Consider the following 17,110-nt stretch of genomic DNA (forward strand, 5'->3'; position numbering starts at 1 on the left):
TTTCATACGCGAATTGCAAACAGTAAACCCTACTCTTCCACCGCGACGTAGAATTGGCAACTGCCTAAGGAGTCAGTACAGACATAACCACCCAGGGTATCAATCCAATTATTATCCGAACGGGCCGGTATCTTGACTCTCACGGGCCACCAGATTGAATAAAGACCGACTGAATTTTTATAAGTGCAGACTACACCTTGCCCCAAACCTGCAACCATAATGTTGGCACGCACAAATTGAGTATTCGCCTCACCTTGCGGATTATGGGCTGAAAATGGATCTTTTTGCCAAGGTGCTGGTAAAATACCCCAGCGCAGTGAACTGGTTTCCGGATCAGGACAGTTAAAGGGCGTGGCATAAACAACCGCATTTAACGCACAAAGTAATCCTGCTGCCAATATTTTTTTTTTCATAAAATCCTCGCCAAAATCGAGCTCTCCATTCCAAAGCTCATTTATATGAAATGTTGCACATTATTTGCAATAAATAGTACAAGGTCAATCGAAATGAATTTATTTTCTAGCATAGTAAATAATTTCATTTTCCCCATTGTTTCGCAATATTTCTTTGTTATAATGGCCGCCTGTGCCGGGGTGGCGGAATTGGTAGACGCGCCGGATTCAAAATCCGGTGGTGGTGACACCGTGTGGGTTCGAGTCCCACCCTCGGTACCATTGAGACATGTTGTAACGGTTCTCAATGGTTCATAAAAGCAAGTAATCCTTCACTTTATTGAAATAACAGTAATTTCCACTTCTTAAGTCATTTCGAGCTATTCGCTTTTCATAGGGTTATCTTTTAGGTTAGACCCCGCTCAGAGCGAACTTTGAGCTTTGACGATGACCTGTGCCGCTAATCTTCCCCAAAGCTCAGAAAGGTTAAATTTTGACCTGGTCATTTCAAAAGCATAGAGGGCAGATATATCGGCTGCCGCTATATCTTTTAATGTCTGGTAGCGAGCCTGATCATTGCGTTTTTCTGCGGCATTGAGTGCCTTACATAAACCAAGCGAATAGTCTTTCACTAAAGGTTGCACAGAAGCAATGACATTACCAGCCCCAATTGCATCAGCATCCCGAGATGAGAACCGGTGATGGGCAAAACCGGCTTTTAAGGTTAACGACATATGCAAAGGGACCAGTAATTGGGCCTGCCCCGCTAGCTCATCCCAGCAACGCTCTAATTCTTCACTACTCCAGTCCTTATGATTAGTGAGTAGCCGATTAACTGCAGCCGCGCTTAATTCAAAATTAAAATGTTTTTCTCTATAGCGTTTCCCTTTTAACCCATATTCCAACCCATAATCTCTAACTAATTGGGCTTGCGCATGCAGCTTTTGCCTGATTGCTTCACCTTCGGAACTCGCAGGAAGGGAATCCAGCATAAGATTGCAGCTGGCAATATCCAAAATCCAGAGTGCATATTGGAAGGGAGAACAGTTAAATGCCCGCCCCGCACCATCTGTTATAGGAACAATTTCCGCAGCCAAGGCCGGGTATTTGCCTAACAATTCTTGCATCTCTTTACGTTTTACTGCGCTAATGAAATCCATTAGTTTGAGCGCATAATGAAAATTCCTGGTTATGGGGTGAAATCGATGTGAGACTAATGCCAACCTGCTTAGAGAGTTTCCTTCACTTTTTTTATTTTGCCCCCCCCTCTCATTCTCTTTAGCTCTGTCCGAAGCAAGATGAAACAAAATAAGTGAAAGCAAATCATCAGGTAAGGCGATCAAATAATTATCAGTTGTTTGTTGATTGCCTCCGCTTGGGGGAAGATCGTGCCCGCTTTGGGGAACCATCTCTTCCCTTTTTCTTTTTGGCATGTTTAATCCTTTGTACTATGTCGATGATTTATGAAGAATTTTTATTATCTACATTATCATTTTATTCAAGGAGGCAGATATTGCCCTTAATCTTTGTACGAATCAAGCTTGCCAGGTAATGAAGAATGATTTAACGCTATCATCCATTCAATAATAGAAGCACTAATCACATAACGATCACACACATCGGTTTAATTTTTTACAAATAGTTTAGGCTATATTCAATGAAGTGTGTAAAATTGTACCAATAAAATAGAGATGTCCTTTCAATAATGTGACAAGTCAAAATAGGACATCAAAGACTTTTTATATGTCGAACTGGTAAAAATTTATACTTTTCATGCCAAGAGTAATATGTTAGCATTTTCGATTTTTTTAAGGGCTTTATTGTGAGATCAAAATACATTAATGCTGGCATGGAGACAGCAAGAGAAAGCTATAAAGGGGCTCAGCAAAGTATTACGCTTACAGGCACTATGAAGCAGGTGGCGAATGTTGCTTCAGGGAAAGCGGTTATCGATGCGATTGAACGACATGTTCCGCCAGTCAATCAAGGTTTAAAACTATTTGCTAAAGGCGTCGAACTCCCAGCAAAAGTGATTGCCAAACCACTCGTTTCAGCAGCCTTTTCTTTTGCTATAAGACGATCAGTGCGTGGCGCAGTAAAATCTTATTATGTCCATTCAATAAGTCACACTGTAGTGTCCTCTGTGGTCCAATACGGCTTGAGTTTTTTGTCAGAAGAAGCGTCTAAAAGCGGCATCGCTGATAGTATTTCAAATTTTGCCTTAGGCATAGCCGAAGAAGAGTTTATTAAACATGCTTCGGCGAAAATTTTAGAATTGCTTGAGCCATTGATTAGGAGTGGTGCAGATTTAATTGCAGCTGAGACTGGAAGAATAGCGAAGAATTCCGTCAAGGTTTATTTTGGCAATCTACTTTTGCTTTACATAGCTTCGCTTATTTTATCATTATTGCATGATGATACCGCGGGCATGTTAAGAACAACCGTTAATTATGCGCAAGACTTAGATAACGGTTGGTATTGTTTGCTCGTTGTCATGATGACAATGGCTGCCCACCTATTGCCTGTCGTAGGCCGCGCAATCTCACCCACTCTTCAAAAACAGCATACCAAGTCTGACTTAAAGGAATACATCTTTTTAAAATCGCAAAGAGAGGGTGGAAAAGAGTCGGATAGCGCACTCTATAAATATGTTGTGGGGATCGTTGTGGATACTCTCGTGGACAGTAATCTGATTGATAGTAATCAGATTCAATTGGCTTTAAATTCAATACAACTGGGTGAGAGAGCAGCCCGTGCAACATTCGGTTCCTAGTAACTACGCTGAAGATTAACCTCACGGAATCAGTGGAAGCGAAAGCATCGCCATTGATTCCTAGTCAATTGCCCGACATGCGGCCATTAATTCTTTCAATCGACCGCTGAGTTTGCCCTGTCTTTGAAATGACAAAAATCTCGCTTCATCACAGGCAATCCTCAGTCTATATTGAGCTAATGCCTCGTATACAAACCATAGCAGCTGCGCTATATCAAAAGCATCGAATAAATGTCTTTTCGACTCAAACGCCAGATAATTTTTTAGACAAGCATCCAGAAGCCGTAAATAGATATCATCTTCCTTTGTCAACGCGTGGTGAAACATTATCTGTCGCAAACAGCCGACCAGGGAAAAAAACGGATGAGAAATCACTACTTCACCCAAATCAATAAAGGTAATAGTTTGTGATAGATCACTGATAAGGATGTTATTGTCATGAAAATCACACTGCACAAGCGTTTGTTTGAGCGAATAGTTGGATAATTTTTTACATAAATGAATGATCGTTGGAAGCAGACTCTCTAATTCATTCCTTTCTATTTCGGATAATCCATCCTCCATTAATAGGTCTTTTTGCGACAGTAATTGCTGGTATAACACTGGTAATTTATCTAATCGCCAGTCGGGGACGCCAATATCCAGAAAATTATCGACATTAGAAGCAACAGCCAACTGGATAGACGTAAATTGTTCAATAGACTTGCAAAGCAGTATGGGGTCGAATCGTTTTTTCAGAATTTCGCGCAATGGCCTGCCTGCATCTTTCATTAAAAAGCAATTTAATTCCGCATTCACTGCAATCACTTCCGGAACTGAAGCATGAAATTGATCATGCAAAATATTGGTAATGAGAGGCTCTAAGGCAAGCAGTGGCGGTGTATGCTTCAAATAAATATAGCCATCCGATGTTATAAAGCGGACCACATACGACCAAGGTGTATTTTGTACATGCTCTGGCTGAGTGCTTTTTAATCTATAGCGGTGCGATGCAAGATAGTTACAACCCCACTGAATAATTTCTTCATTCAAATTTTTATTTCCTTGCACAGGCTCAGTAGCCATTATTTGCTTCTCTATAACTCGTTGTAATGAACAAAGTTAAACCTTAGACAGATCCGATTAACTATGATTATAGCGATAAAAATAATAGCCAAAGCAATCAGGTGAAAACCAGCTTGACTTAAACTGGATTATAGTTAGTCGGATCAAAAAAATTGATCCGACTATTTTAGATTTTACTTTGTATTTAAAAGACTTCTAAGCCATTCCTTTGCCTTTGGGCTTACCTTAGCATCTTTTAATGCCATTTCGTAGATTGTAATTTTGCGAGCCTCCTCCTCGCCGTACATATCATCGAGTATTTCATTCCAAAGCATTAAAGCAGTAGAAGAAGGAATCATACCGATTTGGTCAAGGAACCCATAAATTCGATCTCGCCAGTAAGCATCTGTGGCTTTTTCTATCCACGATATAAGCTCTGGGGTTAATCCAATCTCTTCAAGACCTTTTCCTTCTCCAAACCCCCTCTCCCACTTTTTGGTCCTGAGATGGGCGTATTTTTTACCATAGATTGCATTCACCCAATCCATATATTTTTTTCCTAAGTGAATACCTACTTGTGAATAAGGATCGTTTTTGAGATTAGTTTTCAACTCCTCTGCCAATTGTTGCCAACTTTGTTCAAAAACCGCTTTTTGCTGATTGGCTTTCATTTCTTTTTCAAACTCTACATACTGCTTGAGTTCATCAGGGGTGAATATTTCTTTAACCCAGTTATGTTCAAGGTGCTCTGTCATTCGATATACCTCAATAAATTGAATAATGGTTTCCCAAGGAATGGATTGATTGTCATCAACAGAATCAATAATACTTCTCAAGGTTTTAGCTCCCTCAAGTAAAGCAGCTGCTTTCTGCTCCAACACTTGTGCTTGACTGTTAAAATGCTGGAGCGCTTCACATTCTTCAGAGAGTAAGGTTTTGATTTTTGATAACTCAAAACCAAAAAACTTCAAAGCAATAATCTGTTGCAATTTCAATAAATCCTTTTCGGAGTAAACACGATACCCATTGGCAAGTCGTAATGAAGGCTTGAGCAGCCCTATACGGTCATAGTGATGCAGCGTTTGCACCGAAACACCGGTTAATTTGCTTAAGTCTTTTACGAACCATTGAGTCATCGTATTACCTCCTTCAGTCAAAAGATAAGGTATATAGCAACCATAGGGTCAAGCGGCTTTTAATAGTTCTTTGGCAATCCATTATTTTCTCTATTTTCTATGAAGAAATAGGTTTAATTTGAACTTTGAATTCCAGTAAACTTCACTTTGTCTATATTAAAAATAAACTACACTGTACTAAATAATAGGCTTTTAAAGAGTCTTGTCTTGGAAATGACGTTATGAAAGCTTTTAGTAACATGAAAATGTATACACCTTACTTAGAAAGTCGCTACCAGTCTATTTTTGAAAAGACCCTGATTTATAGCTGGGGCTATTTTTACTTCGATCTGAGTGGACGATGTTTGCAGTTGATGTCAGATAACTCGCTTCTAGATGTTTTTATTAAAAATGATTTATTTACTACCCAGATTCTCAATCATATTACGGCACCCCTAAATGACTTTTATAGTTCAGATATTGAAAATGACAAGATGTTACCTTTTTCAATTAAAGAAACGTTAGTTGATCAAAAGTATACTTATTTTTTTGATATTGTTCATAATCATGAAACCTTCACAGAAATTTATACATTTGCGACGCGTTCCGATGTAGCTCACTCAAATAATTTTATCCTTAACAATATAGATACTTTAAAAATAGTTTCTCAGGATCTTGCGGAGCGTTGCAGACGGTTAATTAATGGAAACACACTGACTTTACCGAAAGATTTTATCATTGAGATGAACTCACTTGCGGAATTGCGCCAACCACCAGGCTCTTTAAATTTAAAGGAAATAATCTTAGGGAAAAAAGAACAGGCCTCTAAAATTCACGAAATGGTAAAAGGCACTGTTTTCGATATAAGTAAGCTGCCCTTTAACTTTTTGTCGGCAAAAAGTATAACTTTAAAAGAAAAAGAAATTATTTATCTCTATTATTTTGGTTTTAATGCTAATCGTATTGCTGATATTTTAGAAATATCAAAACGCACTGTCGATAAACATTTCGAGAATATTAAGAAAAAACTTGCTTGTGAAAGTACAGGCCAGATAATTCCTACCTTATTACGTTCTAATATTTCCATAAATAACTTGATCCAACATGCCTAAACTCATTAAAAACTTCAAAGGATGTTATTTCTCAGTACAATGCTCTTCTTTTAGTAAATTTTTCTATATGAAAAATAATGATATTTTTACATCGATAATTTCTCCCTTAATAATTTGTTAATCAAGAAGTGTAATAATAGATATTTTTGGGAAATAATAGATGTGCATTCTGGGTTCAGTTATTGGAATAATATCTATCATGCTAGGTGCTTTCGAGCAGAGTAGCGTATTAGTAGCCACTGGGGTACTAAACTGCGTCCTTACTCTAATCGCATTCCATTTAGCTTAATTTCTCTTGAAACATTGAACATCCCCAGCCTAAGTAAGACAATAAACAAAGTATAAATTTCATTAGACAGGACTATATGAGCGAACTCAATGCGAAAGGATTTACAACCAAGCAGGAAACTGATGATAAGACAACATCACAGCATTTTCCCCATGTCTTACTCGTCGAAGATAATGCTATCGCATTAAGATTACTTGAAACACTTCTAAAACAGGCAGGATGCGCATTTACCTCCACGATGAATGCAGAAAATGGCTTCGATCTTATCAAAAAATCCAAATTCGATTTAATCATTACAGATATTGGCTTACCAGGTATGTCAGGAATTGAGTTAGCCATCTATATTCGTGATTGGGAAAAAGATAATAATCAAAAAGCAATCCCTATTGTAGGCTTAACGGCTCATTGTTTAGCAAGCTCAGCTTATGAATGCATAGAAGCTGGCATGAGTCAGGTATTTACCAAGCCTATGACCCCAACGATTCTAACTGGTATCCTTTCCGAATTAGTTATTACAACGAAGGAAAATCAGCACTCAAAAGTCATCGAAACAAAAGACAGGCTCTCTAAGGAAATACTTCTTGCTTTAGAGCAATTTTCCCTACTTGATAGTAATCAGGGAATTAATAATTTAGGCAGTATTGAGTTATTAAAAGAATCACTCGAGTTAATGATGAGTGAGCTCCCACTGGAAAAAATCAAAATTCAGCAGGCTTATGAGGCAAGCGCTTGGGACTCTCTGGGAGACACTATACTTAGGATGAGAAGTAGTGCTATTTATTGCGGCACAGCCAGGCTCCAATACGCCTGTCAATATCTGCAGATTAATCAAAAAGCAGGCGATACAACAAACTTCAATACCTTATACCATCATTTACTTGAGGTCATAGAAACGACTCAACAAAGTATTAACGACTGGCTAAACCAACAAAAATAAAAAAAATCCCTATTGATTTATATCTCATCAGCGTGAAGTTGTTTTTTATCACCGGCAAGATCAAGATTATTCAAATCGACTGATAAAAAACCTGCAAGCAACTGCTCACTTTTTTAATTCAAATCAATCGGTTAACCCACCTCATTAGGGACGAAATGCAAATCTGTACTATAGTTTATGAGTCAGGTAATAAATAAAAATGTTTGTTAAGGAGTCCTAATGAAAAAACTAATCTATACAGCATTTTCTATTACCCTATTTTCTGTAATATTAACTGGGTGTAGCTGGGATAACACTATAGACGAGCCAAAAGCTACTTATATAAATACCGGAGTTGGATATAGATTCATTCCTGTGAACACAGTAGAAGGCAATATACCGAGCCAGGATATTGTGGTTTATTAAGAAGAAAGGAATTGTTTATAAAAAAGTCCTATTTTCACAGTTTACTAAAACCCTATTTTTTTACGTAGTCGTTGCAGAGACTAATTTCATTGAGACGGATTACCAAACTCTTTTTAATCCCTTGCTTCATGTAAGTTTTATTGGCTTCTTGGGCAAGACTCTCTCTGTTTATCGCCCATTGTGCGGTTTATAAAACATACTAAATAATAGGAGCAGGATCCAACCTAACATTAGCAACGCTCCGCCACAAGGAGTCCCATAGCGAAAAATAGGTTTGGCAAGAAAAATCAATGCGTAAAGACTACCACTAAATACGAGAACACCTGAGAGGAAAATAACGCAAACAAGATGTAATAATTTGGGAGGATTGCGCTGCAAACCATATAAACTGAGTGCAACCAATAAAATACTATATAATTGCTGATAATGGAGTGCGATACCGAAACGTTGAGCATTTTTTAACGTTAGCATGACACCAAATACATGGCTTTCTAACGCACCAAGCATTACCGAAGACAAGCCAAGAATACTTGCCAAAACCAGGATCAATTTCATTATGGAATACGCTCCACACGGAGGCTCAGCACCAACAACCAGGTGCTTTGCCTGTCATAGCATAGTATAGTTATACTACAATAGCACCTATTCACAGCAAGTGGTAAACATATCTTGGATTTAATCATGGCCTCTTCTCAAACCCTATCCTCTCATCTTTCTCTGCGTTCTTATCAAACTGAAATTGCAAGCCACAGTCATGATTTTGCTCAGCTTGTATTGCCTATTAGTGGTGCCTTAGAACTTCAGACAGGTTGTCACACAGGAATTGTCAGTACTAATACAGCCGCTTTTATTGCACCTTATGAAGAGCATTGTTTTGCTGCCAGTAAGGAGAATCTTTTTTTAGTGGTTGATATAAAAACGCCCTCTCTACGGTCGCATGCCACACGAATGTCTTCTTTTCTTAGGTTAACACCAACGACTAAAAAATTTCTCTCTTTTGCTCAAAGTTATCTTATGCACGAAGAGCATGATGCTTTTTGTGATTATCTGGTCGAGAATTTATTATTTAAATTGCTAGGCCAAACTGTAGCGAGTATTGAAGATCATTATGTATCAAAAGCCAAATCCTGGATCGAAAAACATCTTGCCATGCCCATTGATATCAACAAACTATCACAAGTATGCCACTTAAGTAGCAGCCAACTACAACGGCGTTTCAAACGCAGCACAGGCCAGGGTCTTGCAGAGTATTGGCGCCATAAAAGAATGTCAAAAGCACAGCAACTCCTTGTGAGCGAACACCTGTCGATTGAGACTATTGCCTATGAGATTGGCTATGAAAACTTACCTGCGTTTAGCCGTCGCTTTAGCCAAACCTTTGGTATGACGCCCTCTCAGTGGCGTGAAATGATGCTGACTGCAAAAACTATGCGTGCTTAGAATAATACATTGATTTGATTAACTTGCTAAACTCCGATTTCATTCTTGGTACTGCACCAGGAGGCTGTTATAAAAGGGGTTCTTCATGGCAAAAAATAATGATTATTTTCAGGGTCTCTTCTACCTTGTTCTAGCTCAAACCATGGTAGGACTGAATATTGTTTCATCAAAATATTTGGTTTCATCAATACCCATTTTATATATGCTAACACTGCGATTCTCCTTAGCAGCCTTTATTCTCCTGCCTTTACATTGGTTAACACCTGCCAGGCGATTTACTATAAAACACCATTTTTCAACACTAAAGAAAAGGGATTGGCTTTTTATTTTCGCGCAAGCACTCTCTGCTGGCGTTTTGTTTAACTGTCTTATGTTACTGGGATTGCATTACACAGATGCTAATATGGCAGGTATTATTACCAGCGCGCTTCCTGCGACGATTGCGCTAATGTCCTGGCTGATACTTGGCGAAAAAATATCTGCTAAGACAAGTCTCTGCATACTCTTTGCTACCTTAGGGCTTGTAATTATTGCCAGCAATAAATTCAAAGGAGTTGGCTTAAATCATTCGTTTTTTGGTGACGCTATTATTTTGCTTTCCCTTTTACCTGAAGCCACTTACTATATTTTATGTAAACTGCATTCAAACCGTTTACCCGTATTTTTAATTTCAGCCTTTCTGAATGGTCTTAATGCTCTGCTCTTATTTCCTCTGCTTCTCTTTTTTTCCTGGAGTCCTGCACAGCTCACCAGCTGGGATTGGGTCATTTTATTGTGTCTGGGTTTAAGTTCAGGCTTGTTTTATGTCTTCTGGTCTTTTGGCTCCCAACGCGTTGATGGGCTCTTAGCTTCTCTTTCTACAGCGATCATGCCACTCGCTACGGTAATTTTGGCCTGGTTACTATTAGGAGAGCAATTAACAAAGATGCAGTGTTTAGGAATGAGCCTGGTAATATTTTCCATTGGAATTTACGCTAGACGAAACTAGTTTGTTATCAGTATTTTCAATAACAAGCTGCAGATCTTGGTTTTGCTTACCATCGGTCTGCAGCGAATTTGACAGAATCGTTCGTTATCTTATTGCAAAAGAATTGGGTTGCGGATTGAAAGTTTGCTCATAAGATCTTAGCCAATTCCAATGCTTCGGTGCATTATCAGGAGCCATGATGATATTATTCAGGGTCTTTGCCAGATCAGGTACCATAAAATCCAGGTTTTTCTCTGTTAAATTATGAATAGTACCAAGCATTGACTCTTTCTTATCCCTATTGGTATACACCAAAGTCAGTGTATTATTTCTCGTATCATGTTCCAAATGCAATTGACCATTTTTTTCTTTATAGATACTTGCTTCAGAATTTAATGCTGGCAATCTGTATTTCTTAACATCCATTGTAGACTCCACGTGTAAACCATATTTCACCATCTCATGCATTAACTGAACAAATCTGGAATCGGGCTTGCTGCCAAACAACTTGAATCCGCTAAAGACCCCCTTGTTTTGTCTTGCGGCCTGCTGCCCCCATTGTTCAAGTGTAGTAATCGCTCCTACCAATTTAGGCTCCGTAAAAATTTGCCTAATACATTTATCGGTAATTGTGGAATTAGAAGTACCAGAGCTTATATCAACAATAGCTCGTCTCAAAGCGCGAAATTGTGGATCTCGATCAGCGACATCATTAAACCAAACACCAAGCGCTGAACGAGGATGGCTTCCTAACGTACCTGCGCCTCGCGTTACCAGCAGTTCTGCCAATTGAGTATGGCCTATATTGAGTACTTTGACGAAAGGTGGGATGGCTTCATATTCATTCTCTGACAATTTTGTACGTCTTTCTTGTCTGAGAGAGTTTACATCCATTCTCGTAATTAAATTAATAGCAATTGTTTCAGCTCTTGGATTGTTTCCTGCACGAGAGCAATGATTTAGAGCAAATTGCAGTGCAGAACCAAAGCGATCGCCTGGTGTTTTATTTGCCAAAAAGCTGACCATATCTAATTGCAAAGAGTTAGCTGCATAAGCAATTGGAGGTTCACCATTACGATCAGGGAGAGTTAACCAAGCCGGATTTACAAAATCAATAAAGCGCATTAGGTTAATGTTACCACTGCGCGCAATCTCATGAACCATTGTTCTCCCATGGTTAAAGAGATCTTGGGATAATTTACACAGCTTGGTTTCATTTTGTAGCGGATTATTCGCATTTTGTGTTCCTAAATAACCCATAAATTTTTGAGCAAATTGGAGAGCCTCTGCACTTTTCTCTTGTTCGGAGGAACCCTGTATAAAATCATAAAGAGCGGTTAATATCGTATTGTCCCTCTCATCTGACTTATGTAAAATCTCATGCTTATTTTCTTTGACTAGCTTATCCAAGAGAGCATTTGCTAACTTGAATGAGCCTTTTTCTACAGCCAATTGAACTAATGATTTACCTCCTTTATAGGAAATTGCCAAATCATTGCTATTAGCCATTACAGACATTAGCTCTAGTGCTATTTCCTCCTTGCCTTCTTCTATCGCTTGGTAAAAGAATTGCTGAGGCTCCTGAATGTATTGACTTAGGTTATGAAATATTTCGATAGCAGCATTGTTGTCCTGCAATTGCAAGGCTAATTTCGCAGCTTCATGAGCTTCCGATTCATAATTCTTACCCCGAGTAAGAATAAAGTTAACCATACCAGCACTGCCACTGGATACCGCTGCTTTTAAAAAATCACGACCGTATTTACTCTGAAAATCCAGTAATTGTTGGCCGTCAATTTTGTCGATTACTTTACCCAGTAATGCTACACGACCTGTTTGAACAACATCTTTTATCAAGTATAAAACGTCTTCTTCGGAATTCTTACCTTGTACCATTAACTCCAAGAAAATAGGTTCATAGTTCTCATGACCCTTTTTAATTTCACGTAAAAATACCTTACCCCAAAATTGCCTGGCTGTTTGGTCTTGTCCAAGTACAGTCAACATTCCTTCTAAATTTTCTGGCGCTAACCCACTGATATAACCTTCTGTTACCAGTTTCTCTTCACAGCTATGGCGTATTAATTGTTTTAATTTAGTAATATCTGTAATCGCAAATGTAGGTGGCGCAATATTGATATTAAAAGTAATGCCATACTCACCTGAAGCAGCTTCAAAAATTTTCTTGGCTAAACCCAGCTGCTCCAGTAATTGGTAGATTTTCAAATAATGATTATTATTTTCAATTCCATGTGTTACTACCAAGGCTTGAAGTTTTTCATAATAGCATTCATGATAACGGTCAATTAGCGCCTCTCTATTATAGTTTTTTACGAAAATTTCTTTGAAATGTGCACGCCAACATTCCTTGAACTTATTGTCTTGTAATTGCGGTCTTTGTGCCATCAAACCATCTAAATGCACGTCTTGAGCATCATTTATTTGTTTAATCTCAGGAATGTTGAGTTGTTGCCAATAGGATTGGTCTGACAATAACTGGGCAGCATATGCTCTTACATGCTTCTCATACTGTTCAGGTGCGTGTACTTCATGAGCTAATTCACTCACTAATTTTTCAAATAATTCTACTCTTAATTTAGAGAAAACTGCTTCGGGAGTAGCCGTGCCGGACACCTCACCGATCTGAATAATTAACTCACCCTCTAAACCTGGGCCACAAGAAGTGATATTAGAGAACAATTTTGTAAAAGCAGCTTTTTTTTCAGATTCTGCTTGTTCGGAGTGTTCAATTACATAGATCAATTTTTCAATATATCTTTTAATACGCGTTCCAGTTGCATTGCCGTTATCTATGTAGTTATTGATTTTATTTCGTAAGGAATCATTTCTTAGAAATAATGCATTCTGAATATCATTCGCAGTTCCAGAGCCTGCATCGATTAGTTTTTGTGCCAGTTTGTTCAATAAAGTATTGAATTGGGCTTTAAGCGCTTGTTTTCCAGCATTAGAGATCAAATTATTTTCGTCTAAAACATTGGCGTCATCATATAAACTGGTTTTAGAAAACGAATCTAAGATATCCGTTTGAATACTCACTTCAGGATTAGCTGCAAAAGCTTTATCTTCTAACAAACTCGTGGGATATCTAAAATTGGGTAACTCTATGATCCTAGGCATGATAATCTCCTAAATTATGAACTAAATGAACATAATTTATTCTATTACGCCGCCAATTTTTCCTTTGAATCCTTTGTAAAAACTGGTAAAAAAAGCATGAAAACCCTAATTAGTCAGCCAGTTTTTGTTGTGGAATGCCTTCCTATGAACAAAGAAGAACAAAGGTTCAAGAAAATGATAATGATTCTATAAGTGATTTTTAACTTGTTCTGGATTCCGTGGACAAGCCACGGAACGTTGCAAGACTCGACAATTAACTCCCCGAGATAGTGGAGAAATCCAGTACAAACGTTATGCGTGGCAACCAAAGAATGAGAAGTTAACTGTGAACAATTTTTTTGGGCTCTCTCAGCTTTATACGCGTCATTCAAATAGCGATATTAGTTATTCAAAAAATTTTCTAACATTGCTTGAGATTTGTTCCCTAACAAAACACTTCTCATATTATTTTTAAATGTTGCAGGAACACCCTGAATTGAAGTACCACAAACTTTTTCAAATTTATCATTTTCAAGCGCATAAAAAGTCCAATCGCTATATTTTTTAAGATCAGAAACTTTTTGGTAAGTAGGCATGAAACTTCTACAATGTGAACACCAGGAAGCATGTACCAGGATCACTGTTTTAGGCATTGCTAAAGCGGCACAATCTGATTTGGTAAAAGGGATTACAGTCGCAAATGAAACGAAAGGGATCATTATCATTATGCCTGCCAGGCATTTTATTATTTTTTTCATTTTTTCTACTCTCAATTTTGAGGAGTCAACGACATCCTCTAGTGGACAACAGGTTAGCGATACTAAGCTAGAGCTAGAGTACAGTCAATGAGATCGAGAAGCTCTACCTACATAAAATTACAATCCACTAATTGAACAAAGGCATCCTTAAGATTTAATTAATTTAGAAGTAATAAAATAAATAGAAAAACACCTCTCAGATTTTAGAGTCTCAAAATTAGTATGAAATTTTTCTCAAACAACAGCGATTTGCAAGTTTATTATTCACAAAAAGCGATCGATTACACCCTATCCAAAATTAAAACCTCGACTAATCAAATCCCTGAACAAGATTATAATCTGCCCAGCTCGCAGGAAGCATTTAAAAAAATGAATCAAATGCGTGAAATAGAGATCGCTTACGAAATGTATTCCCTGGAGTGGATTAATGAAATTGCCGTATTGGCAGAAGAATATGGCGTCGGAAATTGTTGTGAGAAAGCCTGTGTTGCCTACCTTTATTTATATAAAAAATTTTCCAGGCTACCCATAGAGCAACGCCCATCCATTGAATTATTTAATAATCCGGTTACCGACCATTTTTTCGTAGTCATCGGCCGTTTGGATTCAACACTTAGCTCAGATCCAAGAGCATGGAATCCAAATACCGTTATTTGTGATTCCTGGGCAGAGGAAAGTTTTTCAATGCTTGATGTGGATTATTGCAGACCTACAAATCACGACTATCAAATAATTAAAGATTTAATAAAAGCGCCAGAGAACGAATTTGTTTTGCAATGTGATGTCTTAGCGAAAGCAAATAATGATAAAAGTAGAGTAATTATTCCACAAGATCGGATGGTATTGCGCTCAAGGCTAAACTTTCAAAAAAATGACTTCCAACGGTTTAATACAGAAGTTCCAATGGCTTATGAAATGTGGGATTACCCAAAACCTAAACATTATGAAAAACAAAAGAGATTGGATGAAGCCGCGATGTCTTTTCCCCAGGGATATCATTCTTAATTTGCAAATCCACTTTTAGATTAGCAAATTCTTTCCTGCAATAAAAAACCCGCCAATTGGCGGGTTTTTAAATCGGGGGAAAGGCTTACATCATGCCCATGCCGCCCATACCACCCATACCGCCCATACCACCCATATCGCCGGCACCAGCCATACCTTCATCTTTCTTAGGTAAGTCAGCAACCATGCACTCAGTGGTCAGCATTAAGCTAGCAACAGAAGCTGCGTTTTGTAATGCAGTACGAGTTACTTTAGTTGGATCAAGAATACCCATCTCAACCATGTCACCGTATTGACCAGTCGCTGCGTTGAAACCAAAGTTATCTTTGTTTTCAGCTACTTTGTTAACGATAACAGAAGACTCATAACCAGCATTCGCCACGATTTGACGTAAAGGAGATTCAATCGCACGGCGCAGAATGTTGATACCCATGTCTTGATCTGCATTTTCACCTTTCAAACCATCCAAGGCTTTTTGTGCACGAATCAGGGCAACACCACCACCGGCAACGATACCTTCTTCAACTGCAGCACGAGTAGCATGAAGAGCATCTTCAACACGTGCTTTCTTCTCTTTCATTTCAATTTCAGTCGCTGCACCCACTTTGATAACGGCAACACCGCCAGCTAACTTGGCAACACGCTCTTGTAATTTCTCACGATCGTAGTCAGAAGACGTTTCTTCCATTTGCGCACGGATTTGAGTAATACGTGAATTAATGTCAGATTCCTTACCTTCACCATCAATAATTGTGGTGTTTTCTTTGGTAATAACGATACGTTTTGCAGTACCTAAATCTTCTAATGTAGCACCTTCAAGGCTCTTGCCAATTTCTTCAGAAATTACTTGGCCATTAGTCAAAATAGCGATATCTTGCAACATTGCCTTACGACGATCACCGAAACCAGGTGCTTTAACAGCACATACTTTAACGATACCGCGCATGTTGTTCACAACCAGTGTAGCCAACGCTTCACCTTCAACATCTTCAGCGATAATCAGTAAAGGACGGCCAGATTTAGCAACAGATTCCAATACGGACAACATATCACGAATACTAGAGATTTTCTTGTCCACCAATAGAATGAATGGGTGTTCAAGCTCAGCACTCATGTTTTGCTGGTTGTTGATGAAATAAGGAGAAATATAACCGCGGTCAAATTGCATCCCTTCAACCACAGATAATTCATTTTCCAGGCTGTTACCATCTTCGACAGTAATCACACCTTCTTTACCTACTTTTTCCATTGCTTCAGCAATGATAGAACCGATAGCCTGGTCAGAGTTAGCAGAAATAGTACCTACTTGTGCAATCGCTTTGCCATCTTTGCAAGGCTTAGACATTGATTGCAATTGCTTGGTTACTGCAGTCACTGCTTTATCAATACCACGCTTCAGATCCATAGGATTCATACCAGCAGCAACTGCTTTATGACCTTCCACCAGAATCGCACGGGCGAGTACAGTTGCAGTCGTTGTACCGTCACCGGCTGTGTCAGAAGTTTTAGCAGCAACTTCTTTAACCATTTGTGCACCCATGTTTTTGAAACGATCTTCAAAATCGATTTCTTTCGCAACAGATACACCGTCTTTTGTTACAGTAGGAGCACCAAAAGACTTCTCCAAAACAACATTACGTCCACTTGGACCCATAGTTGCTTTTACTGCATCAGCTAATGCATTTACACCAGCAAGCATTTTTTGACGAGCATCGTCACCAAAACGTAATTCTTTAGCCATTATCACAATCTCCTT

16 protein-coding genes and 1 tRNA gene are annotated in these 17,110 nt (G+C 38.5%); 9 read left to right on the forward strand and 8 right to left on the reverse strand.

The window, feature by feature from the left end; all coding sequences use genetic code 11:
• Positions 1-29: 29 nt before the first annotated feature.
• A complete protein-coding gene (locus DYC89_RS10510; protein WP_115221743.1) occupies positions 30-413 on the reverse strand; it encodes a DUF3757 domain-containing protein in 384 nt (127 codons plus the stop codon).
• A 174-nt stretch (positions 414-587) separates the two neighbouring features.
• Here DYC89_RS10510 and DYC89_RS10515 point away from each other — a divergent pair.
• Positions 588-674 (forward strand) — tRNA-Leu (locus tag DYC89_RS10515).
• A 140-nt stretch (positions 675-814) separates the two neighbouring features.
• Here DYC89_RS10515 and DYC89_RS10520 read toward each other — a convergent pair.
• On the reverse strand, positions 815-1,825 hold the full coding sequence (locus tag DYC89_RS10520) for a hypothetical protein (protein WP_115221744.1): 1,011 nt from the start codon (positions 1,823-1,825) through the stop codon (positions 815-817).
• A 389-nt stretch (positions 1,826-2,214) separates the two neighbouring features.
• On the opposite strand from DYC89_RS10520, the gene DYC89_RS10525 reads away from it, so the two are divergent.
• Positions 2,215-3,165, forward strand: coding sequence for a hypothetical protein (locus DYC89_RS10525; protein WP_115221745.1), 951 nt, complete (start codon positions 2,215-2,217; stop codon positions 3,163-3,165).
• Between the two features lie 60 nt (positions 3,166-3,225).
• Here DYC89_RS10525 and DYC89_RS10530 read toward each other — a convergent pair whose 3' ends face one another.
• Together DYC89_RS10530 and DYC89_RS10535 are read right to left on the reverse strand one after the other, a co-directional pair.
• Positions 3,226-4,230 carry a phosphotransferase gene (locus tag DYC89_RS10530; protein WP_115221746.1) on the reverse strand — a complete coding sequence of 335 codons (1,005 nt, stop codon included), beginning with the start codon at positions 4,228-4,230 and terminating at the stop codon, positions 3,226-3,228.
• A gap of 173 nt (positions 4,231-4,403) precedes the next feature.
• Positions 4,404-5,345, reverse strand: coding sequence for a MerR family transcriptional regulator (locus DYC89_RS10535; RefSeq protein WP_115221747.1), 942 nt, complete (start codon positions 5,343-5,345; stop codon positions 4,404-4,406).
• 221 nt (positions 5,346-5,566) lie between these two features.
• On the opposite strand from DYC89_RS10535, the gene DYC89_RS10540 reads away from it, so the two are divergent.
• From DYC89_RS10540 to DYC89_RS10550, 3 genes are all read left to right on the forward strand, one after another.
• Complete coding sequence (locus DYC89_RS10540; RefSeq protein WP_115221748.1) at positions 5,567-6,436, forward strand: helix-turn-helix transcriptional regulator; 870 nt, start codon at positions 5,567-5,569, stop codon at positions 6,434-6,436.
• 365 nt (positions 6,437-6,801) lie between these two features.
• Positions 6,802-7,662 (forward strand): response regulator, encoded by an 861-nt coding sequence (locus DYC89_RS10545; RefSeq protein ID WP_115221749.1) that lies wholly within the window; start codon positions 6,802-6,804, stop codon positions 7,660-7,662.
• A 219-nt stretch (positions 7,663-7,881) separates the two neighbouring features.
• Positions 7,882-8,067 (forward strand): hypothetical protein, encoded by a 186-nt coding sequence (locus DYC89_RS10550; protein WP_115221750.1) that lies wholly within the window; start codon positions 7,882-7,884, stop codon positions 8,065-8,067.
• Between the two features lie 168 nt (positions 8,068-8,235).
• Here DYC89_RS10550 and DYC89_RS10555 read toward each other — a convergent pair whose 3' ends face one another.
• A complete protein-coding gene (locus DYC89_RS10555) occupies positions 8,236-8,622 on the reverse strand; it encodes a DUF423 domain-containing protein (RefSeq protein ID WP_115221751.1) in 387 nt (128 codons plus the stop codon).
• Positions 8,623-8,748: 126 nt separating this feature from the next.
• Between DYC89_RS10555 and DYC89_RS10560 the strand changes: the two genes are divergently transcribed.
• Positions 8,749-9,507 carry an AraC family transcriptional regulator gene (locus DYC89_RS10560; protein WP_181879379.1) on the forward strand — a complete coding sequence of 253 codons (759 nt, stop codon included), beginning with the start codon at positions 8,749-8,751 and terminating at the stop codon, positions 9,505-9,507.
• 85 nt (positions 9,508-9,592) lie between these two features.
• Positions 9,593-10,495 (forward strand): DMT family transporter, encoded by a 903-nt coding sequence (locus DYC89_RS10565; protein WP_115221752.1) that lies wholly within the window; start codon positions 9,593-9,595, stop codon positions 10,493-10,495.
• A gap of 84 nt (positions 10,496-10,579) precedes the next feature.
• Here DYC89_RS10565 and DYC89_RS10570 read toward each other — a convergent pair whose 3' ends face one another.
• Both DYC89_RS10570 and DYC89_RS16705 read right to left on the reverse strand, forming a co-directional pair.
• Positions 10,580-13,612: a hypothetical protein gene (locus DYC89_RS10570; protein ID WP_115221753.1), complete on the reverse strand. Its 3,033-nt coding sequence runs from the start codon at positions 13,610-13,612 to the stop codon at positions 10,580-10,582.
• Positions 13,613-13,992: 380 nt separating this feature from the next.
• Complete coding sequence (locus tag DYC89_RS16705) at positions 13,993-14,187, reverse strand: hypothetical protein (protein ID WP_058443264.1); 195 nt, start codon at positions 14,185-14,187, stop codon at positions 13,993-13,995.
• On the opposite strand from DYC89_RS16705, the gene DYC89_RS16710 reads away from it, so the two are divergent.
• Positions 14,186-14,440, forward strand: a complete 255-nt coding sequence (locus DYC89_RS16710; RefSeq protein WP_228365080.1) for a hypothetical protein — start codon at positions 14,186-14,188, stop codon at positions 14,438-14,440. The two genes, DYC89_RS16705 and DYC89_RS16710, sit on opposite strands and share 2 nt — an antisense overlap.
• Positions 14,441-14,571: 131 nt before the next feature.
• On the forward strand, positions 14,572-15,354 hold the full coding sequence (locus DYC89_RS10580; protein ID WP_115221755.1) for a hypothetical protein: 783 nt from the start codon (positions 14,572-14,574) through the stop codon (positions 15,352-15,354).
• Positions 15,355-15,439: 85 nt separating this feature from the next.
• On the opposite strand, the gene groL is transcribed toward DYC89_RS10580, so the two are convergent.
• A complete protein-coding gene (groL, locus tag DYC89_RS10585; protein WP_228365069.1) occupies positions 15,440-17,098 on the reverse strand; it encodes a chaperonin GroEL in 1,659 nt (552 codons plus the stop codon).
• Positions 17,099-17,110: the final 12 nt, after the last annotated feature.

The sequence above is a fragment of the Legionella donaldsonii genome, from assembly GCF_900452385.1.
GTDB classification, from domain to species: Bacteria; Pseudomonadota; Gammaproteobacteria; order Legionellales; family Legionellaceae; genus Tatlockia; species Tatlockia donaldsonii.